The organism is uncultured Pseudoalteromonas sp. (assembly GCF_963922945.1).
Classification (GTDB): Bacteria; Pseudomonadota; Gammaproteobacteria; order Enterobacterales; family Alteromonadaceae; genus Pseudoalteromonas.
This window is the reverse complement of the sequence record NZ_CAWUKC010000038.1, coordinates 13,880-35,470: the sequence shown is the minus strand read 5'-3', so window position 1 is coordinate 35,470 and position 21,591 is coordinate 13,880. Positions and strand designations below refer to the sequence as shown.

The window sequence follows — 21,591 nt, the reverse complement described above, 5'->3', positions numbered from 1 at the left end:
AAGCAACTACCTTGGTTATCCATTAATTTACTTTATTTAACATAATATAAATTATGGGTGGTTGGGTATATTATAACAAGGAGTGTGTAATACACTCCTACTATGTCCAATACTAGACGGTATCGGACATTAAGGTCGTTTTTAGCAAACTATGCTTTTTAGTTTATTCCTGATCATTACGCTTTTATTATTCATTACACCCAAAACTTTACTGACTGGATTTCTCACAAAGTACTTTAAGCGTTGGTTACTTTAAAATTTTAACAACATAGGCTTTCATCAACATTCTTTCAACACAGTACTTTTTAAACTCGTTTTAAAGCCTAAATATATAAACTTTGTTCGTATTTAAAAAAGCCTGTTCGCTTACTTTTTTGAAAATAAAGCTTATTCAGCCAGCTTTACCGTAGGTTTTAAAAAGTTACCTAAAACAACCTTTGCTAATCCATACTTAAAATACGTTCAGCGGTATATTCGTTAGTGATTAAACCACTGATCATATTGGATCGCACAGCACCTAGTATTGCTGATACTTTATCTTCACCAGCCGCTATAGCATAAATTTGTTTATTACCTTCAATTCTTAGTGGCGTACTGGCAACACGTAGATTTACAGTGCAATCAATGAGTTGGCCATTTTTATCGTAAACCCAACTTATCATTTCTCCCACAGCGCCCAAATTTTGCAGCTCTTTTAATTCTTGCTCATCAATAAAACCATCAATATGTAATGGTGATTTTTCACCTAGGCTACCTACACCCACAAATGTTACATCTGCTTGAGTGGCTAATTTTAAGTTACTGGTAATATTATGCTGTGAGTGCAACTGCTGCTTTTCTTCAACGCTTCTTGGTAATACTGGCAGCGGCATTGGATAATGCTTTGCATTAATATGCTCGGCCATTCTAACCACTACATCATAAGGTGAAGCAGATCCATCAAGTGCCATATTGCCTAACATAGCCACTACTTTGTGTTGGCTACAATCTAAGGTTGGCAGTTCATCAACACATGCACGCAAAACACGGCCTGTACCCATAGCTAAAATTTTTGGTGTTTTTGATTTTAAATGACGCTGTATTTCAGCAGCCCCGGCTTGCGCCAAACCCACCGTAGAGTTTGGATCTGAGCCATCACTTGGGACGACTTCACATGAGTCTAAACCAAAACGTTTTTTTATTTTTTCTGCTAAATCCATGCATTTAGCTATTGGGTGATCAAGCCTTACTTTAATAAGCCCTTGACTTACAGAAAGTGCCACCATGCGTTGTGCAGACTGACGGGATACATTAAGTTTTTTAGCAATTTCGTCTTGGGTTTTACCCGCAACATAATAGAGCCACCCTGCTCTAGCTGCATCATCGAGCTTACGTATTTCTGTATTTGTTAGCTTTGCCACATAAACCTCTTAATATCAAAGGAGCCGTGTCCTTATGTTCGATACATTTTATATTTGCAAATATATCATTCATTTATAAAATGCCGAAGTATCACATTAATTTAATAACCAATACTTTAGTTATATTTTTCTATTCCTAAAGTATTGGCTTATAAAGGCGGATTAAACTGTTGTTTTTTTTATCGCTAGCCCGTTTTTATCAAATCGATGTACTTTTTGCTCTGGCGCACTTAAATAGATAGTGTCGCCATATTTAAGTGGACAATCGCCATCTGCTTTAACTGTAACCGTACTGCCACCTTCAATGGTTACATGTAAAAAGCTTTCAGAACCTAAATGTTCTATTACGCCAACAGTACCTTGCCAAGTACCTGACTCAGTTGAAATTTCAAAGTGCTCAGGGCGCACACCTAAACTGTGCGTTTGTGCATGGCTATCATTATCTACTTCAATAAAGTTCATTTTTGGTGAGCCAATAAAGCCTGCCACAAATTTATTTACCGGGTGTTGGTAAAGCTCAAGTGGCGTGCCAACTTGCTCAATAATGCCACCATTAAATACCGCAATTCTGTCTGCCATTGTCATCGCTTCAACTTGGTCATGAGTTACATAAATCATTGTTGTAGCTAAGCTTTTGTGTAGCTCAGAGATTTCTAATCGCATGTTTACACGCAGTGATGCATCTAAATTAGACAGTGGTTCGTCAAACAAAAAAGCCGACGGTTGCCTTACTATTGCGCGCCCTATTGCTACACGTTGGCGTTGTCCGCCCGATAATTGCCCAGGTTTACGGTCTAAATAATCAGTTAAATTAAGTATTTTAGCGGCATTTGCAATTTTATTTTCAATTTCAGCAGGATTTACTTTTGCACGCTTGAGTGGAAACGCAATGTTATTGCGTACACTCATGTGCGGGTACAATGCGTAGGACTGAAATACCATAGCTAAACCACGTTTTGCCGGTGGTGTTTGCGTGGCATCTTGGCCATCAATCTCTATTGTCCCACTGGTTGTGTCTTCAAGTCCGGCGATCATTCGCAGTAAAGTTGATTTACCACAGCCCGATGGCCCTACAAATACAATAAATTCGCCGTCTTTTATTTCTAAATCAAGTGGTTTAATTACGTTAACTTCACCAAAACTTTTCGTTACTTTTTTTAGTGTGATGCTGCCCATGTGTGTTCTCCTACTTTACTGCGCCAAAGCTTAAGCCGCGCACTAATTGTTTTTGACTAAACCAACCAAGAATTAATATTGGCACGATGGCCATGGCAGAAGCTGCCGACAACTTGGCGTAAAATAACCCTTCTGGGCTTGAGTAACTGGCAATAAATGCCGTTAGTGGTGCAGCATTCGCAGCAGTTAAAATGAGTGTCCAAAATGCTTCGTTCCATGCCAAAATTACGTTTAACAGTAATGTTGATGCTATGCCAGGTAATGCAATTGGCAGTAATACGTGAAATATTTCTTCGCCAATAGTTGCACCATCCATACGGGATGCTTCTAAAATTTCACCGGGAATTTCTCTAAAGTAGGTGTATAGCATCCATACCATAATTGGTAAGTTAATTAAGGTCATCACAATCACTAAGCCCAGTTTTGTATCTAACAAAGCAAAGTCTCTAAAGAGTAAATAAATCGGAATTAACACCCCTACCGGCGGGAGCATTTTTGTAGAAAGCATCCACATAAGTAGGTTTTTAGTTTTTTTCGTTTGCACAAACGCCATTGACCATGCGGCTGGTACGGCTATTAATAAGCCTAATAAACTTGAACCTAGTGATATAACCACAGAGTTCCAAAAGTGGTCAAAATATGGCGAGCGCGCTAATACATCTTGATAGTTTTCCAGTGTCCAATCAAAAGCTAATAACGCAGGTGTAGCTGATATTGCTTCAGCTTCGGTTTTAAAACTGGTGATTAATGTCCATAAAATTGGGAAAAATATCATCCCGCTGATGGTCCATGCTGCTAGGGTATAAATTAGTTTTGATTTTTTATTTATTGTACTTGCCATGATTAACCCTCTAAGTTTTTACCGATCAGGCGCATTAAAAATATGGCTACAATATTGGCAATAATGACTGCAACTATGCCCCCTGCTGAGCCGCCGCCTACATCAAATTGTAATAACGATTGGGTGTAAATTAAGTAAGTGATGTTGGTTGATGCATAGCCTGGACCGCCACTGGTTGTCACTAAAATTTCTGCAAAAATAGACAGTAAAAATATAGTTTCAATTAAAATAACAGCGGTAACAGCACGTGATAAATGCGGTAGCACGATGTAAAAAAACTTGCTGAAAGGTCCTGCACCATCTAAATCAGCAGCTTCGAGTTGCTCGCGATCAAGTGATTGAATTGCCGTAAGTAATATCAACGCAGCAAACGGTAACCACTGCCACGAAACGATAATAATGATTGAAAACAAAGGCATTTGAGCAAAAAAGTCGATAGGTTCAAACCCAAGCCATATTGCAAAGTGTGCAAATAATCCATTTACAGGGTTCATAAACATGTTTTTCCAAACCAAAGCCGATACGGTTGGCATAACAAAAAATGGGGCGAGAACCATAATACGAACATAGTTTCGCCCCCAGATTGCTTGGTCGAGGAGAACAGCTAAACCGATACCACCACAAATTGTGATAGCTAGTACACCCGTTACTAAATAAAGGGTATTAAAAAAGGATTCAACAAATGCGGGATCTGTTAAAAAAAACTCATAGTTTAAAAAGCCTACAAATTCGCGTTCACCGGGAATTAATAAGTTGTAATCTACGAATGAGAAATAGAGTGTCATGCACAGCGGCACTATCATCCATCCTAGTAATAAAATTACACTAGGAAATAGCATTATGCGTGCAAGCGTACGAGACTGTGTAGTTGCCATATCAGTGACCTTCAAAAAGTCAGCATTAAACTTAGTAACAACGACAAACGGCTACTGATAACATGCTAATGCTGACGAAAAATACGAGGTAAAATTAATTTACCCGCCTACTTATTTTGGGTAGCGTGCTTTACGCATGGTGCGCTCAACTAAGCGCTGTGATGTCCTAAGCGCTTGTTCAACAGTCATTTTCCCAGTAAGTGCAGCAGAGAACTGTTGCCCAACAGCCGTGCCAATGCCTTGAAATTCAGGAATTGCTACAAACTGAATACCAACATAAGGTACGGGGTTTACAGTAGGTTTTTTTGGGTCTGCCGAATTAATAGAATCAAGCGTTATTTGTGCAAACGGTGCTGCACTCATGTATTGCTTGTTTTCATAAAGTGATGCGCGAGTACCCGGCGGTACTTTTGCCCAGCCTTTGTTATCGGCAACTAATTGGCTGTACTCTTTTGATGTCGCCCAGCTAATAAATTTCATGGCTGCATCCGATTTTTTACTGCTTGAAGGAATTGCAAGTGTCCATGACCATAGCCAATTACCACGCTTACCTAAGCCATTATCGGGTGCAAGTGCAAAGCCTACTTTATCAGCTACTTCAGAATCTTTTTCATTGGTTACAAACGCGCCAGCCACCGTTGCATCAATCCAAATACCACATTTACCCGTTTGAAATAACGCTAGGTTTTCATTAAACCCATTGGCTGATGAACCCGCAGGGCCTGATTCTTTCATAACATCTACATAGTACTGGAGTGTAGCTTTCCACTCAGGGGTGTTAAATTGGGGTTTCCAGTTTTCATCAAACCAGCGAGCACCAAACGAGTTTGCCATAGACGTAATTAAAGCAACATTTTCGCCCCAACCTGCTTTACCACGTAAACAAAGACCATATACACCTTCATCTTTATTGGTCATCGCTTTTGCCGCTTTTTGAATAAAGCTCCACGAAGGCGCGTTTGGCATTTCTAGGCCAGCTTTTTCCATAAGGTCTGTACGGTACATAACCATAGAGCTTTCGCCATAAAATGGGGCCGCGTATAATTTGTCATCTATCGTTAAACCGCTACGAATAGCTGGTAGTAAGTCATCAACGTCGTAATCTTCACCTAGGTTATCAAGCTCAGTAAGCCAGTTTTGTTTACCCCAAATTGGCACTTCATACGTGCCAATGGTCATTACATCGTATTGGCCGCCTTTTGTGGCAACATCGGTAGTTACACGTTGACGTAAAATATTTTCTTCAAGTGTTACCCATTTTAATGAAATATCTGGATTTTTTTCTTCAAAATGATTGCTAAGCTCTTTCATGGTGATCATGTCACCATTATTAACTGTGGCAATAGTGATGGTTTCTTTAGCGGCTACGTTCATAGCCATAACTGAACACGCGAGCATTAATAATTTAGTTTTCATCGGGTTAACCCTCATAAATTTGTTAAATGACGCTTAAAAAATAACTGTAAAGCGCCTTAGTAAATAAAGCAGTGAGTAATTGCGGCGCGTTTAGTGCACGTAAATTACTTTTAAACCAAACAGTAAGTTAGTAAGCTATTTAAAATTTAACTGAGATCTCTGAGGTGAAACCGTCAAAACCACGACCAATTTGACCACCTGAGTTTGCGCCTTCTTCTTGGTTTACATACTCAACTTTTAATAGTGTAGAATCTGTAAACCAGTAACCTGCGGCTACTTGTAAACGCTCTACGGTGTTATCGTTTTGGCTGATTAAATCGGACGTGTTTTCTGACTCTGCATAGCGCGCGGCTACGTAAAGTTTTTCAGGAATGATATATTGCTGTGCTTCAACTGCATAATATTCTACTGAGCTCTCGCCTTTAATTACGCTGTTTGAATCATATGTAGTGCCGTTTTCGTCTGCTACGCCATTTGTACCAAAGTAGGTAATACCTGCCACTGCGTTACCTGCTGAGTCTGCAAAGGTGTAATCATCAGACGATTTACCTAACATTAAAATGATACTGGTTTGATCTGATGGCTGATACGCTAAATTTAATTGAATAATAGACTGATCAAGCCCAGGCATTACACCTACGTGAGTATCACGTTCGCTTGAAGGCGAAGCAGAAAAGTTATAGTTTTCACCATCACCAAACCGGTAGTTAGTTGTTGTGAGTCCATCTAAACTTGCTACGCCATTTTCAAAACGAAGTTGGTCGCCTTGGTTAGCTTGTAAGTAATTTAAGCCAACTTTAAAGCCGCCTTCAAACTCTAATGTCCCTTGTAAGCGGTAATTAAAGCCTCTATCTTCTTGAAATGCCTCACCAAAGCTTGATGTCGTAATATGACCCGCTACGTTATAAGAACGAAGCACACCACTATCAAACGTTTCTGTATAGCTTAGTTGCGCACCGTTTTCTGCAGTTGCATAGTCGTTAATGCCGTTACCAATTAAGGCATTACCTTGGTTGTCAGCACCATCTTGAAAACCTTTAAATTGAAATGGAGACGCACCAATATTACCTAAACGTAGCGTTAAATTTTCGTTTTCGCTGGGTGTGCCGTATAAGCCAAGTAAATCAAATTCAATCCCTGCAAAGTCATTATGAAACGAAAAATCACGGTCACCGCCACCAAAATCGTTCGGCTCCTCGGCTATATCAATGTCGGCAGTAATGTATTCATTTATATGAAACTTAAGCATTAAGTTTGCTCTGATACGCCCAAAGCCTGATGACTGCTGTTCATCTTCGGGGCGAAATGCACCGTCTTTAGCTTGGATAGACTGAAAGTTTTGCATTGCTAGAAAGTTAACGTCAAGGCGGTCAAAGTAATCTGACATATCTGCTTGTGCAGGCGCCGCCAACGCTGCTACTAAAGTTAGCGCAAATTTAGCTTTCTTATTATTTAACATAATGAACTCTCTATTTAGTGTGTTGTGTATTTTCAGTGTGCAGCTAAAGCGAATGGGCATTTTACATAAGTGTGTTCATAAACAACCTGATGGGCATTAGCTCAGCTATTGAGCATAATCACAAATGAATAATGTAACGTCAACATCTTTTATTACAAAACATTTACATTAAATCATGTTTATAAAAATTTATATTTACAATCAATGGTTTAATAGTTTTAAATTTCAAAATAAAATTGCCATCTATGACTAAAGTTTTATTTAAATTGTTCTGTAGAGGGGAAATTGAAGAGCGTTATTTAACATTTATACCAATCCGCATAATTAAATGACCTATTTTGAGGATTGGTATTGTTAACCAATTAAATGGTGTGAGTGTTTAATTAATACGGCAGGTTTAGGCGCGTAAAAGCGCGAATTGGTTGTTTTTTGATTTACTTTCTTGAGCTTATACAGTGCTTAGCATAAAATTAAATTACTTTAGATGTATAAAAATAGAAGTAATTAACATATGGAATTTGTGCGACCGCTTGAGCCTATACTTATTATTGATGACGTTAAGGAAATACGTGACTACCTAAACCAAATATTAACGGAGCTAGGCTTTGAAGATATTTTAGAAAGCAACGATTACCTTTCTGCAAAACCCCTTCTTGATAAAAAATCCCCCAATGTCATATTTTTAGATGTAGACTTACCTGATTCAGAAAGCTCTGATATTCTAGAACATATTAATGATAGTTACCCTCACGCTCACGTTGTTATGTGCTCGGGTCATAACACCCTTGAAAACGTGCAAAACACATGGGAATTAGGCGCTAAAGGCTTTATTGAAAAACCTTTTAACGCTAAAAAAATTAATGCGGTTATGAAGCGTCTCGAACTAAGCGAATAAAATAAGGTAAGTATGCAAAGCACTGTTACGGCAATCATCGACGATTTATCGAGTGTTATTTTTGGAAAAAAACAACAAATAAAGCTAGCACTAACCTGCTTATTCAGTGAAGGTCATTTGCTGATAGAAGACTTACCAGGCATGGGCAAAACCACGCTATCACATGCACTTGCTGCGGTGCTTGGACTGTCTTATCAGCGCATACAATTTACTAGCGATTTATTACCTGCCGATATTTTGGGTACTAATGTATTTAACGCTAATGAACACACGTTTACATTTCATAAAGGCCCTATTTTTAGCCAAGTTGTATTAGCTGATGAAATAAATCGCGCAGGGCCAAAAACGCAAAGCGCATTACTTGAAGCAATGGAAGAGCAGCAAGTAACTGTAGATGGCAAAAAGTATTCTTTGCCGCATCCTTTTTTTGTGATTGCGACACAAAACCCACTTTATCAATCAGGCACTTACCCCTTGCCTGAGTCGCAGTTAGACCGGTTTTTAATGCGCATAAGTTTAGGTTTCCCTCCTAAAGAAGCGGAAAAGCAACTTATTTTAAATATTAAACCGCGAGACTACAGCCAATTACCACAAAGAATAGATGCTAAGCAGTTACAGCAAATTCAAGCTTTAATAAACCAAGTTGTAATAAGCGCGCCTGTCGTTGATTATATAATTGAATTAGTAACATATACGCGCCAAAACGCTGCATTTTCGGCCTCACTCTCGCCTAGGGCAAGTATGGCACTGGCAAAAGCAGCTAAGTCTTGGGCGTTTATTGAAGGGCGTGACTTTGTCACTCCTGACGACGTAAAAGCCGTATTTGCTAGTGTATGCCAGCACAGATTAGGTTTACACAATGAGTCGGGTGAGGCACAAGTAAATGAAATTTTAAAACTCGTTGCTGTACCAATTTAACGTGTTATTTAAAAAAAAATCGAAACAAGACAACCTATTAGGCGCAGTAAAAAAGCGCTTACTTAATAAGCTGCTTAAAGATAAACACACAAAGCAATCTATTACTCTCTCGCATAACAATATTTATGTGTTGCCTTCGCAACTGGGCTTTTATTTTATTATTGTGGCTATTTTAAATTTTGTGATGGGCATTAATTATCAAAATAATTTAATTTTGGTTATGGCGTATTTAATGTTTGTAGTGATGATTATTGCTGTGTTGCTGGGTTATTCAAATATTAAGGGCTTAGGGGTTAAGTATATTGAAAGCTTTGCTAGTTTTGCACCTAACGAAAGTTCAGTTAAATTTAATTTACAAGCCCCTATATTGACTCAATCAGTATCACTCAGTTACCCAAATTCGACTAAACATATACGCTCGTTAGCTAAAGTAACAAACAAAGACTCTGCTTTAATTATCAATCTACCTTATACCACCCGAGGAAAATACGCACTTGAGCGGTTTAAAATACATAGTAATTACCCATTTGGGCTTGTAAACGTGTGGAGTTACATTCAACCAAAGGACGCAGCTTATGTGTACCCTACACCTGAACAAGTATTAAGTGATACGTATAGCAACACCTTTGATAACACAACACAAACAGGCAACCTCAAAGAGTCTGGCAGTGAAGAGTTTGATGAGTTAATTACACATTTGCCAGAAATGGGATTACAGCGAATATCGTGGAAGCATTACGCAAAATCACAGCAGTTACTTGTAAAAGAATTTAGTGATTATAAAAAATCCGATATTGTTTTTGATTTTAATTTGCTCGTCGGTGATACCGAACAACGCTTAAGTCAGCTTTGCTTTTTAGTGTGTAACGCTTGCGAAAACAATACGCCTTTTACACTCATTTTGCCCACACTTCGCTACAAAGCAACTAACAACGCGCACGATAAATCACAATGTTTAGCACTGCTTAGTGAGTACAGTGGAGCAATGAATGACTGAGATTGTAAATTATAGATCAATAAATTTGGCAATGAGCTTTATTTACGCCAGCTTGTTTGTTTTTTATTTATCGCATATGCCCGTATTATTTATAGGTATACTCTCACTCTTGTGCCTTTGGAATGTGTCTATCACTTTAAGCAATAAAGCAAAACCCAACGCATGGTTGGCCAATATTTTAGCAGGACTTGCTTTAATATTAATGATTTACACTATAGGAGTGAGCGACACAGTAATTTTGTTTGTGGCTATGTTATTGCTCTCTAGTATTTTTAAATTGCTGCAAGCAAAAACAAAAAAACATTATCACATTATTGTTACACTCACGTTTTTTTCGATTTCATCAGCGTATTTATTTGACCAAAGCATTATAACCACCTTAACCATGAGCGCCCTATTCTTACTCAACTTTGCCGTGTTGAGTTTAATCGAGTCGACTCATAGCTTAAAACTCGCATCTAAACAAAGCGCTAAGCTATTGTTTATCGCTTTACCTTTAGCAATATTTTTACTCATATTTTTACCTAAAATGCCGGCATTTTGGCAACTGCCAGGGCCAAAGCTTGCTAAAACAGGGCTTTCTGAACAGGTAGACCCATTTGATATTGCAAAGCTGTCTAATTCTGACGAACTCGTTTTTAGAGCGCGTTTTGATGGTAACATACCCGCCCCGCCTTATTATTGGCGCGCACTTGTGCACGATACATTTGACGGAAAAGCGTGGAAAACCTCTGATCTATTAAAGTTTAATAATCAAAGTGTTGACTCAAATACGCAAATCACAACACAAGCTACCTACACTATTATTGCAGAGCCCGCTAATCAAAAGTGGTTATATGGCCTCAATTACGCAACCAGTAACAATAAGTATGTAGAAAGTAATGCGCTTGGGTTACTCAAAAAAAAGCAATATCAAGCCAAAAGCCTACAGTACGAAGTCTCTAGCGCAGCTCTGAGTACTGAGCAACTCTCAAAATGGCAAAGGGCTTATTACGCACGCTTAAAAAATAACACAAACCCGCAAGCTGATGAATTGGCAAACAAGCTTAAACTATCAACAACTTCACACAGTGAGTTTTATAATGCGCTACTAACTTACTTTACTAAACAGCAATTTAGTTACACCTTAACCCCTGAGCCAATGACAGGCGATAGCACCATAGATCAATTTTTGTTTGATAAAAAACGCGGTTTTTGCGGGCATTACGCCAGTGCCGCGGCGTATATTTTTAGAAGCGCCGGTATTCCTGCCCGCCTAGCCAGCGGTTATTTGGGCGGTGAAAAAAACCGAACAAATAACTACTTATCAGTCCGTCAGTACGATGCCCACGCCTGGGTGGAAGTATTTATTAATAATCAATGGCAAATTTTTGATGCCACAGCAGTGGTCGCACCCGAGCGTTTAAATGGTTCACTTTCTCAAAACGAAGAACTCAATGATGAATTTAAAAACAACCTTGATTTTGGCTTAGTCAGATTAAGTAACTTTGCAGCGGTTAATTGGTTAAGGCTTAAACTTGAAACCCTAGATTATCAATGGACCAGCTGGGTACTTGGCTTTGATGAGGAAAAGCAAAACAACTTTTTAAAATCATTGTTTGGTAATAAGTATTTATGGTTAGTGCCGTTGATAGTTATTTTGAGCTTAACGCTTAGTTTTGCTGCGTACTTTATTTATTTGAATTGGCCTCGCAATAAAGCAAAGCGTCCGCCATTAGTTATAGAATTTGCTGCAATTCAACACTGGGCTGAACTGCAAAAAATCACTGCACCTAGTCACTACTCTCCTAATCAACAATTACTGTATTTTGCAGAGCAAAAGCCTGATGTTGCTGAGCCTTTAAACGAATTTAGCGACTTATTTAATCAAGTGCGCTACGCTAAAAAACCTTTTACTAAAGAACGTAAAAATCAGGCTAAAGATCTGATAAAATTAATTAAATCTTCCAAAAAGAGAAAACTATGAATGCGGTTGTTATAGGCGTTATTTTAATGCTTGGGCTCTCTTTAGCCCGTGTCAATGTCATTGTAGCGATGATAATTAGTGCACTTGTAGCTGGTTTAACAGCTGGTTTAGGAATTAAAGAAAGTGTTGATGCATTTAATTCAGGCCTGTCGGCCGGTGCTGAAATTGCACTAAGTTACGCAATGTTAGGTGCTTTTGCAGTGGCTATTTCAAAATCAGGATTAACTCGTATCCTTGCCGAAAAGTTACTTAACAAAGTAAATGCAAAAGGCAGTGGCAGCGAAACCTTTTTAAGTTATTTTATTTTATTAATTATATTGGCCTTTGCGATATCTTCACAAAACTTAGTACCTGTGCACATTGCCTTTATCCCTATTTTGATCCCTCCTTTATTGGTTGTATTTAATCAACTTCGATTAGACCGCCGCGCTATCGCTTGTATTTTAACGTTTGGCTTAGCAACCTCTTACATGGTATTACCTTATGGGTTTGGGGGGATTTACCTATACTCTATTTTGCATAAAAACTTAATCGACAACGGTCTAGAAATAGTGAATACACAGGTGCCTATGGCTATGATTATTCCCGCCTGTGGTATGTTAGTTGGGTTAATTATTGCGGTATTTATAAGTTATAAAAAGCGCCGTGAATACAAAGCCCAGCCGTTAACTTCACAAAGTAAAACTACCGACATTGAAAACCCCAAAAAAGTAATGGTTGTGGGTTTGTTTGCCGTGTTTTCGTCGCTGGTTGCACAAAACCTAAGTGGCTCAATGATACTAGGCGGCCTTGTAGGGGTAATAATATTTAGTGTATTTGGTGTCGTAAAATGGGAAGAAAACGGCGACGTGTTTAGTAAAGGTGTTGCCATGATGGCAATGATTGGCTTTATTATGATTTCGGCTCAAGGCTTTGCCTCAGTAATGAAAGCCACAGGCGATGTAGCTAGCTTAGTACACAGTGGTGCTGCGTTATTTGATGGCAATAAACCCCTTGCTGCAGCCTCTATATTATTAGTTGGCTTATTGATTACTATGGGGATAGGAAGCTCATTTTCGACAGTGCCTATAATAGCCACCCTCTTTGTTCCTTTATGTTTAGATTTAGGCTTTTCTGTAATGGCTACCGCTGCATTAGTGGGTACGGCAGGTGCTCTCGGTGATGCAGGCTCCCCTGCTTCTGACTCAACACTTGGCCCGACTTCTGGCTTAAATGCCGACGGACAACACGACCATATCCGAGACTCAGTGATCCCTACCTTTATACATTTTAATATCCCATTACTTATATTTGGATGGATTGCGGCCATGGTGCTTTAAAGCATTAGCTACTTATCAAACGTATTTTTTAAAAAGGCATGTAAAACATGCCTTTTTATTTTATGTTTTTTTATTATTGGCTGCACAGTCATTTGGTAATTTTAGCTACATCAATACTAAATTTGCCAAGATTAAGTAAGTTACCTTACAGTATGATGTGTTCTTTATCTGTGATTTAATAAGCACCCATTAAGGTGCTTATTATACTTGGCTTTGCTTTAATGATTATCAGTTAAAACCATTTAGCATTTTATCGCATACAACGGGTGTTGGTTTGTGATCGTCATCAACCGCTACAAAAGTAAAACTACCAGAAATAGCTGAATGTTTATCATCTTTATGCATTGTCTCAATGCAAATATCTACATCAACTTTTAATGACGTATTCCCTACATGCACTACTTTTGCTATAAGTTCAGCAAATGATCCAACCGGAATTGCTTCTTTAAAATCGACCCTATCCGAAGAAATGGTCACTAATGGCTTTCTGCAAAAACGCGTTGCAGCAATAAAGGCAACTTCATCCATCCAAGCAAGCGCATCACCACCAAATAAGGTATTGTGATGATTAGTACGCCCAGGAAATACAGTTTTGGTCACCGAGGTTGTTGAATCTTCTATACGCTTAGCAATTATTGCATCACGGTTTATCTGTGTCATAGTCTCTACTTTGTATTTGCAAGTTTATCTTGCATTAATAACGCGGGATCAAGGCGCTCGCCTTCCCAGTTAAAACGCCAATCTAGGTGTGGACCTGTAACTCGCCCGGTAGCACCTATTTCAGCTACTTTTTCGCCTTGGCTTATTGTATCGCCAACTTTTACATCTAACTTGCTTAAGTGAATATACGTTGAGGTTACTCCATGACCATGGTCAATAATTAAAGTCCCGCCAGAGTAATATAAATCAGGATCAGCAAATGCCACAGTGCCACTAATCGGTGCATACACAGGAGAGCCTGTTTTATTGGCAATATCTAAACCAAAATGTGGACGACGAGGTTCGCCATTAAAATACCGTTGACTGCCGTAAACACCCGAAATACGTCCTTTTGCTGGCCTTAAAACCGGATCTAAAAAGTACTGTAAATCTGAATTTACCGCACGTGCGTTACGCACCGCTTTTGCTTCGCGACTAATCCGCGCGAGTACCTCTTTAGGTGGCGATACATATTTTTTAGCCACACCGGTAATTTTATCAATTTTATAATCACGTTTAGTAATAATTAAATCTTGCGTGTGTTTTTTACCGTTACTATCAACCCACGTTAGAGTGTGGTTTGGTTTTGCATCACGGCCAAAACCAAATACAAAATCTCCGGCTTGTGAAAGCTTGAGTGATTTTCCGTTTAGCGAAACCGACTTCACATTTTCAAGTTTGCCTGTTACTAATCCACCTTGGGTAAGGTGCCCTTTTAACTCGAGCGCTAATGCACTAAAGCTAGTTGTGGTGACAAGCGCTGTTGCTAAAAGAGTTTTAAGCATAACTGATTGATCCTTTTCCTACACCTTCATAAGCGGTAATTTTAACGTCTTTATCTGGGTACTGTGCCTTTACTTGCTCAGCAAGATGCTGAGAAATACACTCTACTGTTGTATCAACAGGTAAAATATCACAACGAGACTCACTAATTGCCATTTCAAAATAGCCTTGTGCAGCAGTGTAAGCAAAACACACATCATTGCTTTTTGCACTAACGTGTTTTAAATCATCAGCCGCTATTTGGTCTTCTTGCGTTGCTAAATAAATATCTTGCCATTTTTCTGCCCACTGCTTTTGCAAACGCGGCATCGACATACCATCTAAACTAATACCAATTTGCGAACGATGACCATGAATAATACGTTGGCAGTTACCATCGTGCTTCTTAAGGCCATGGCTGTAATGGTAATAAAAACTTTGGCTGTGCTCAGGTTTAAGCGACAATTCAATTTTTTCAATGTTACTTGGCAGCTTAGGTAATATTGTTTCGATTAAAAACTCTGTTACTGAATCAACGTTAATTTCTGGCGCATCTATCATGCAATAAGCTTGGTGTGGTGCACTCATTGCTAAATGGTACTCTTCACCAAACGTGCAATCTAGCGTTTTGTATGTATCAAATTCTTTTACTGTTCCATTTAGACCTGCTGGTATAGCTAATTTATGGTCTAAACAGTCATCAATTATGCCTTTAATTTGCTTTTTAACTAAGCCAAAGTCTAATACCATAGACTCTTCGTTTAGTTTTCCATGCAACGTTAAGTCAACAATCCAGCTCTCGCCAACGGCGCCGCGTTTGTTACATAAGTAAGAAAAATCAATCACTGTTAGTGAGTTAACAAAAAGGATCATAAACTTCCTTTAAACTGGTTATAAGTCAGGGGTAATTATAATGATTTCTGATTGTAATTGCGCGGTTTTATAGTGCAAAAACCAATCGCCAATACTGATTGGTGATAAATCGCACAAAAAAGTAATTTTTCAACTGCTCCGAGTTGTTTAGCGTACAAGTGTACGCTAAAGTACTTGGCAATTTCTAAGCGAAGATAAGTGTTATGGAACCTAAAAATAGCTATACAAAAGAAGATTTGATCCTGTGTGGTCAAGGTGAAATGTTTGGTGAAGGTAACTGCCGTTTACCAAGCGACAACATGTTAATGATGGACCGTATTACTTCAATCACTGCAGATGGCGGCGAGCACGGTAAAGGCCAAATCGTAGCAGAGCTTGATATTGATCCAAGCCTTTGGTTTTTTGATTGCCATTTTAAAGGCGACCCTGTTATGCCTGGTTGTTTAGGACTCGATGCAATGTGGCAGCTAGTAGGTTTTTTCTTAGGCTGGTCTGGTGGCCCTGGTTTAGGACGAGCGTTAGGTGTAGGCGAGGTAAAATTTACAGGTCAAATACTTCCTACCGCTAAAAAAGTAACATACCGTCTTGATATGAAACGCGTAATTAAACGTAAGTTATTCATGGGCATGGCCGATGGCACAGTTGAAGTTGACGGCCGTGTAATTTACGAAGCAAAAGATTTAAAAGTAGGCTTGTTTCAAGATACAAGCGCTTTTTAAAGCTGCAAATATGCTTTAATGCAAAAAGGCCTCCATGTAGAGGCCTTTTTACGTTAATTCTTGTCTGATGAATTAGGTTTTATACATGTTTCTACTTTCAATGGCTTCACGCCAGCCGCCTAACCATTCTGATTTAGGATCAATTTGTTGATAAGGGCAAAGCTCTTTTGAGCGACCTGCTAAACCTGCTTTAAAACCTTGAGAATGAGCTCTTTCTAAACGATCTCTTTTTTGTCTCTTCATCGGTAATATCCTCACCTTTTTAATTATAAATTTTGTAGCATTAGTGAAATCTACATTTAATGAATAGTTAATAAAAATGTTAAATTCAAATGGCAAAAATAATTAAAATGTTTGACATTGAGTAACTTGCTGATGCAAAAATAATTTAACATTTAAAAACCACAAGTGGTCATACCACTTAACTTCTAACTGCTTCTTTAATTTACAATACGGCTAACTAACCGCTTAAATACACGTAAGTGCTAATTATCCGACACACCTTTTTAAGCTAAGTTCCAAACAAAAATATAATCATGATAGTTTTATTGCACTTCGCGTTTTGTTTAAAAAACGGCTTTAGTGATTTATTTTTAAACAATTGGTATTTATGCTTGATTAATTAAAGTCGATCGGTCTAATATAGCTAAACAATAACCACTTTAACTAAGGGTCACCTAAAAATGAATACAGCTCAAATGCCTGCAAGGCGTGGTAGACCCCCTAAAATACCGCGTGAGAACGCCGACACCAAATCACATTTAATCAGAGTCGGTCTTGAAACATTAACCGAATTTGGGTTTAGCGCAACAGGCCTTGATACCATATTAAAAAAAGCCGGTGTACCAAAAGGCTCGTTTTATCATTACTTTAAAAGTAAAGAAGCATTCGGAATAGCCCTAGTGAGTGCGTACGATGATTACTTTATTGCTAAACTTAAAAAATATTTAACCGACCCCAACACTCCCCCTCTTGAGCGATTAATAAACTTTACACAAAGCGCCATTAACGGCATGCAAAAATATCAGTTCAAACGGGGCTGTTTAGTAGGTAACTTAAATCAAGAGCTGAACCACTTAAGTGACGAGTTTAAAGCCCGCTTGTTACAGAGCTATAAAGCATGGCAGCGGCAAGTTGAGCAATGTTTAAATGATGCGCAACAACAAGGCACAATTGCTAATAATGTCGATACCCAGCTTATGAGTGAGTATTTTTGGATAGGCTGGGAAGGCGCTGTTATGCGAGCTAAACTCACCCAATCGAGCAAACCCCTTACACTTTACACAGAAATGTTTTTACGCGCATTACTCACCTAATGCGTATTTTATTTAGCCATTAAAAACCGATCGGTCTAAAAGGATAAGTTATGAGTAACTCAATAAAAGCGATAGTCATTACCAAGAACGACAACTACGCAGCAGCACTGAGTGAAGTGCAGCAAAGTGACCTACCAGATCAAAACGTACAGCTTGATGTGCTTTACAGCACACTCAATTATAAAGACGGATTAGCTATTACCGGCAAAGGCCCTGTGGTGCGAACCTTCCCAATGGTGCCAGGTATCGACTTGGTTGGTACAATAAACGAAACCAATACAGATGAGTTCTCTATTGGCGATAACGTTATTTTAAATGGCTTTGGTGTGGGCGAAAAACACTGGGGTGGCCTTGCTCAAAAAGCATCGCTTAGTAGCGATTGGTTAATCCCCCTCCCCGCAGCACTATCGCCAAAACAAGCCATGCAAATTGGTACTGCTGGCTATACAGCCATGCTAAGTGTTATTGCCCTTGAAAAACAAGGCATCACGCCAAGCGATGGTGAAATATTAGTAACCGGCGCAAACGGCGGTGTTGGTAGCTTTGCCATTTATTTATTGAATCAGCTAGGTTATAACGTAACCGCTGCAACAGGAAGAATGGAGCAAAGCGATTACTTAAAAGAGCTAGGTGCGTCACAAATTATTAGCCGCGAAGAGCTTTCAAATCCTGGTAAGCCACTTCAAAAAGAACGCTTTGCGGGTGCTATAGATTCTGTTGGTAGCCATACACTTGCTAATATTTGTGCATCACTAAAATATGGTGGCGTTGTCACTGCCTGCGGCTTAGCACAAGGTATGGATTTACCCGCTTCAGTAGCGCCCTTTATTTTACGTGGCGTATCATTAATAGGTATCGACAGCGTAATGCGTCCTAAGGCTGACAGAATCGAAGCATGGGACAGACTAGCAAACTTAGTAAAAGCAGATTACCTTGATAAAATTTCAACCGAAATTACACTCGAGCAAGTAATTGAAAATGCGGAGCAACTTATGGAAGGTAAAATTCGCGGCCGCGTTGTAGTTAATTGCCAAAGATAAGCAATTTTATATATAAAAGCCTCGTTATTAATTTTATAATGTTAGTAGTATTTTTATTAATGAGGCTACACCTATGAGCAACCAAGATCTTTACAGTAATAATCCACTGCAAGGCGTAAAATTAGAGCAAGTGGTTGAAGAACTGGTTGAGCAATATGGGTGGGAGCTTCTTCACGCATATTTGCAACTAAATTGTTTTAAAAATAACCCCGATATAAAATCGGCTGTTAAATTTTTACGTAAAACACAATGGGCACAAGAAAAAGTAGATAACTTTTATTTATACCGTCTTAAAAATTTACCTAAGCCCGACGATGTTCAATACGAATTACCGCCACGCGATAGAGTGATCCCTGCGGATCAAAAACCTGGGGAGCCGTGCGAGTTAAGCTTTAGTGATGCTAAACGTATTCAGGAAAAAAAGGCTGCTAAACAACGGGCCAGAACACGTAAGCAGCGCTCTAATGCAAGTAACCCGTGGGGTAACTAAGTTAACCTCAACTCTGTATAATTAATCTATCTCTAGCAGCTATTTTCAGCGCTAACAGCGTTGAATTTACTTGTAATAGGCAAGCTATTGACGCGTAAATTCGCCTTGTTTTCACCGAAAGCCGCTGGCTAGAGAATTAAGCTTAAATATCATCATGATAAAATATGTTGGTATATCTCTTAACCAGAGACCTGGTTAAGTTCTATTTTTAAAGCCAATGTATATTGGCTTTTTTAGCTCTGCAATTTAAGAGGTTAGTAACCGCGTTTACGCCAAAAATCATTAACAGAGCCTTGCTCTTCAAGTGCAACGTTAAATGTTTTATCGGCAATAATTTTATTATTAAGGGTGAGTGTCATTCGCCAATCACCTAATTTGTTTTCAATTGGCTCCCATAACGTATCACCTAAATAAAACCGCCAGTCATTCTCTTTTATGTATTCTACGCCTTCAAAGGGCGGCATTATATCGCCATTGCTATCGGGTATGTCTGGGTGGTAAATGCAAAAATGGAGTTTTTCGCCTTTGGCTTTTTTAATATTAATTATTAAACCAAACTCAACATCAAGCTTTGCGCTTACCTTAGTGGTAAATTGCTCAATTTGTGGCAACGCTTTACTTTTACTGTCCCATGTAGAATAAATCCCACAACTTTGAATCGATACCTCTGGTTTTAATTTTGCCATTACACCATTCTTTTTTAGGCTGTTAATGCATTGATTTTATAATACATACCGCTTAAGTAAAATCATCAGGTTAATGCCTTAACTTAATTAAGCCAATTGTTATACAAATAGACTCAATGTTGATTTATTTTTGCACATTGCTTGCACATTTAAGATCAAATATAGCGTCAATTAGTACTTAATTGGCTGTGTATGATGAATCACTCACTATGTAATAAAATTAAATTATTAAAAATGTCGCTATTAAGCGCAGCAATTTCCTCTATTGTTGCATGTGGTAGTAATGAGCAAAGCCTAACAACCGCCTCTGAGAAAAGTACCAGTTCAAACAGTGATACTACAACAGTTATAAGTGGCACTAGCTCAACTGAAAATGTGCTGTGTCAATACAGTTATAATGAGTACAACGACTCAACATCAGTACAAACCACCAGCTCTGCTGATTGGGCATGTACAGGTACAACGCGCGATTTAGTTGCAAATGGTATACCCGATCACCCTGTTGGCACGTTCCCCAATCCAGATAATCCAAACACCATTGCTGAACAAACAATAAGTGAGAGCTTTACGCTAACACCTATACAAAGCGATACCGCAACCTTAATGGGCGGCCCTCGAGGCGTGTTAGGGGTCGTGTTAAATGGCGTTAAAATTGATGCCGGTACCGGCGGCAGCTGTGATGATTCTGGCGATAACTGCTCGCTTGCAGATAACAGTGGTAACTGGAATATTGAAGCGCTCAGCCAAGATACTTTTAACTTTAGCACTGATGATAACAACGCACACGTACAGCCCGATGGCACTTATCATTATCATGGCATACCTGAGGGATTTTTTGCCCTTAGAGGTGGAAACAGCTCTACAATGACTCTCATTGCATGGGCGGCCGATGGCTTTCCTATTTATGCGCGTTATGGTTACAGCATTGCTGATGATGCAAGCTCTGAACTCAAATCCATGACAGGTAGCTACCAACATGTCAGTACTGTAAGCGAAAACCGCCCTTCTACCGACATTTATCCAATGGGAACGTTTGCACAAGATTGGGAATATGTAGCTGGCTCTGGCGATTTAGATGAATGCAACGGGCGCTTTGGTGTAACCCCTGAATTTCCTGAAGGCATATACCATTACTACGCAACCGATACATATCCGTTTTTTCAGCGTTGTGTTAAAGGCAAGCTATAACTTTAGTTAAAGGAAAAGTAAGAATAATGAAATTTTATAAAAAAACGCTCATTGCGCTGCTATTACTTGCCAACATTGTTATTGCACCAGTTGCATATGCACATTTAATGGTTGCTCAACACGGCACATTAAACATAGTTGATAACCATGCCTTTATAGTACTTTCTCTGCCTATTTCGGCATTTAATAACCTTGATGATGATTTAAATAAAAAAGTCTCTATAGATGAATTTAACCTCCATAAAAAGCAAATCCGTAACAGCATAATGCGTGGAGTATATTTAAACGATAACCTTTATAAGTTTTCCCTAGAAGGCTTATTATTAAATCCTGAAGTGTCGCATGATGATGCTAATAACATTGATCACATAACAATTACGGGCCGCTACACGGTACCAGTTATCACTAAGCAGCTAAAATTAAACGTTAGGTTATTTAGTCACAATACTGATTTAAATAAATACCATATTAGCGCCACTCACACACAGCAAAAAATGACTCATCAGTTTTCTTTAACACCACGTACGCCTTTTAGCATAGTGTTTTAAACTCACAA

General features: G+C 38.8%; 22 protein-coding genes. 11 read left to right on the top strand and 11 right to left on the bottom strand.

The annotated features are described in order from the left end of the window. Positions 1–440 precede the first annotated feature (440 nt). From AABI99_RS09975 to AABI99_RS09950, 6 genes are all read right to left on the bottom strand, one after another. On the bottom strand, positions 441–1,400 hold the full coding sequence (locus AABI99_RS09975) for a sugar-binding transcriptional regulator (RefSeq protein WP_338365581.1): 960 nt from the start codon (positions 1,398–1,400) through the stop codon (positions 441–443). 162 nt (positions 1,401–1,562) lie between these two features. Next, entirely contained in the window at positions 1,563–2,576 is a 1,014-nt protein-coding gene (gene ugpC, locus AABI99_RS09970) for a sn-glycerol-3-phosphate ABC transporter ATP-binding protein UgpC (RefSeq protein ID WP_338365580.1), read from the bottom strand. Between the two features lie 10 nt (positions 2,577–2,586). Beyond that, positions 2,587–3,417, bottom strand: coding sequence for a carbohydrate ABC transporter permease (locus AABI99_RS09965; protein WP_338365579.1), 831 nt, complete (start codon positions 3,415–3,417; stop codon positions 2,587–2,589). A 2-nt stretch (positions 3,418–3,419) separates the two neighbouring features. After that, complete coding sequence (locus AABI99_RS09960) at positions 3,420–4,292, bottom strand: sugar ABC transporter permease (protein ID WP_024033631.1); 873 nt, start codon at positions 4,290–4,292, stop codon at positions 3,420–3,422. A 111-nt stretch (positions 4,293–4,403) separates the two neighbouring features. Continuing rightward, positions 4,404–5,708, bottom strand: coding sequence for a sugar ABC transporter substrate-binding protein (locus tag AABI99_RS09955; protein ID WP_338365577.1), 1,305 nt, complete (start codon positions 5,706–5,708; stop codon positions 4,404–4,406). A 139-nt stretch (positions 5,709–5,847) separates the two neighbouring features. Beyond that, positions 5,848–7,167, bottom strand: coding sequence for a hypothetical protein (locus AABI99_RS09950; RefSeq protein ID WP_338365576.1), 1,320 nt, complete (start codon positions 7,165–7,167; stop codon positions 5,848–5,850). A gap of 511 nt (positions 7,168–7,678) precedes the next feature. On the opposite strand from AABI99_RS09950, the gene AABI99_RS09945 reads away from it, so the two are divergent. From AABI99_RS09945 to AABI99_RS09925, 5 genes are read left to right on the top strand one after another with little or no spacing between them, the layout of a single operon-like run. Beyond that, a complete protein-coding gene (locus tag AABI99_RS09945) occupies positions 7,679–8,062 on the top strand; it encodes a response regulator (RefSeq protein WP_338365575.1) in 384 nt (127 codons plus the stop codon). A 12-nt stretch (positions 8,063–8,074) separates the two neighbouring features. Next, entirely contained in the window at positions 8,075–8,980 is a 906-nt protein-coding gene (locus tag AABI99_RS09940; protein WP_338365574.1) for a MoxR family ATPase, read from the top strand. A 1-nt stretch (position 8,981) separates the two neighbouring features. Further along, entirely contained in the window at positions 8,982–9,977 is a 996-nt protein-coding gene (locus AABI99_RS09935; protein ID WP_338365573.1) for a DUF58 domain-containing protein, read from the top strand. Continuing rightward, complete coding sequence (locus tag AABI99_RS09930; protein ID WP_338365572.1) at positions 9,970–11,943, top strand: DUF3488 and transglutaminase-like domain-containing protein; 1,974 nt, start codon at positions 9,970–9,972, stop codon at positions 11,941–11,943. Before AABI99_RS09935 ends, AABI99_RS09930 begins: the two co-directional genes overlap by 8 nt. Continuing rightward, positions 11,940–13,262, top strand: coding sequence for a Na+/H+ antiporter family protein (locus AABI99_RS09925; protein ID WP_338365571.1), 1,323 nt, complete (start codon positions 11,940–11,942; stop codon positions 13,260–13,262). The genes AABI99_RS09930 and AABI99_RS09925 overlap by 4 nt, the downstream gene beginning before the upstream one ends. Positions 13,263–13,490: 228 nt before the next feature. Here AABI99_RS09925 and AABI99_RS09920 read toward each other — a convergent pair whose 3' ends face one another. From AABI99_RS09920 to AABI99_RS09910, 3 genes are read right to left on the bottom strand one after another with little or no spacing between them, the layout of a single operon-like run. After that, a complete protein-coding gene (locus tag AABI99_RS09920) occupies positions 13,491–13,922 on the bottom strand; it encodes an acyl-CoA thioesterase (RefSeq protein WP_338365570.1) in 432 nt (143 codons plus the stop codon). Between the two features lie 5 nt (positions 13,923–13,927). Further along, positions 13,928–14,746, bottom strand: a complete 819-nt coding sequence (locus AABI99_RS09915; protein ID WP_338365569.1) for a M23 family metallopeptidase — start codon at positions 14,744–14,746, stop codon at positions 13,928–13,930. Further along, positions 14,739–15,596, bottom strand: coding sequence for a 6-carboxytetrahydropterin synthase (locus AABI99_RS09910; protein ID WP_338365568.1), 858 nt, complete (start codon positions 15,594–15,596; stop codon positions 14,739–14,741). Before AABI99_RS09910 ends, AABI99_RS09915 begins: the two co-directional genes overlap by 8 nt. Positions 15,597–15,799: 203 nt before the next feature. Here AABI99_RS09910 and fabA point away from each other — a divergent pair, with 203 nt between their 5' ends. Next, a complete protein-coding gene (gene fabA / locus AABI99_RS09905; RefSeq protein ID WP_004586523.1) occupies positions 15,800–16,315 on the top strand; it encodes a bifunctional 3-hydroxydecanoyl-ACP dehydratase/trans-2-decenoyl-ACP isomerase in 516 nt (171 codons plus the stop codon). A 72-nt stretch (positions 16,316–16,387) separates the two neighbouring features. Here fabA and rmf read toward each other — a convergent pair whose 3' ends face one another. Next, on the bottom strand, positions 16,388–16,558 hold the full coding sequence (gene rmf / locus AABI99_RS09900; protein ID WP_338365567.1) for a ribosome modulation factor: 171 nt from the start codon (positions 16,556–16,558) through the stop codon (positions 16,388–16,390). A gap of 440 nt (positions 16,559–16,998) precedes the next feature. On the opposite strand from rmf, the gene AABI99_RS09895 reads away from it, so the two are divergent. From AABI99_RS09895 to AABI99_RS09885, 3 genes are all read left to right on the top strand, one after another. Beyond that, on the top strand, positions 16,999–17,631 hold the full coding sequence (locus tag AABI99_RS09895) for a TetR/AcrR family transcriptional regulator (RefSeq protein WP_338365566.1): 633 nt from the start codon (positions 16,999–17,001) through the stop codon (positions 17,629–17,631). Between the two features lie 50 nt (positions 17,632–17,681). Next, on the top strand, positions 17,682–18,671 hold the full coding sequence (locus AABI99_RS09890) for an MDR family oxidoreductase (protein WP_338365565.1): 990 nt from the start codon (positions 17,682–17,684) through the stop codon (positions 18,669–18,671). Positions 18,672–18,744: 73 nt separating this feature from the next. Further along, the gene (locus AABI99_RS09885) at positions 18,745–19,161 is read left to right on the top strand and encodes a VF530 family protein (RefSeq protein ID WP_338365564.1); all 417 of its coding nucleotides are present in this window, start codon (positions 18,745–18,747) and stop codon (positions 19,159–19,161) included. A 254-nt stretch (positions 19,162–19,415) separates the two neighbouring features. Here the strand turns inward: AABI99_RS09885 and AABI99_RS09880 are convergent, their stop codons facing one another. Further along, complete coding sequence (locus AABI99_RS09880; protein ID WP_338365563.1) at positions 19,416–19,847, bottom strand: DUF3859 domain-containing protein; 432 nt, start codon at positions 19,845–19,847, stop codon at positions 19,416–19,418. 192 nt (positions 19,848–20,039) lie between these two features. Here AABI99_RS09880 and AABI99_RS09875 point away from each other — a divergent pair, with 192 nt between their 5' ends. Together AABI99_RS09875 and AABI99_RS09870 are read left to right on the top strand one after the other, a co-directional pair. Further along, entirely contained in the window at positions 20,040–21,035 is a 996-nt protein-coding gene (locus tag AABI99_RS09875; protein WP_338365562.1) for a YHYH protein, read from the top strand. Positions 21,036–21,061: 26 nt separating this feature from the next. After that, the gene (locus AABI99_RS09870; protein ID WP_338365561.1) at positions 21,062–21,583 is read left to right on the top strand and encodes a hypothetical protein; all 522 of its coding nucleotides are present in this window, start codon (positions 21,062–21,064) and stop codon (positions 21,581–21,583) included. Positions 21,584–21,591: the final 8 nt, after the last annotated feature.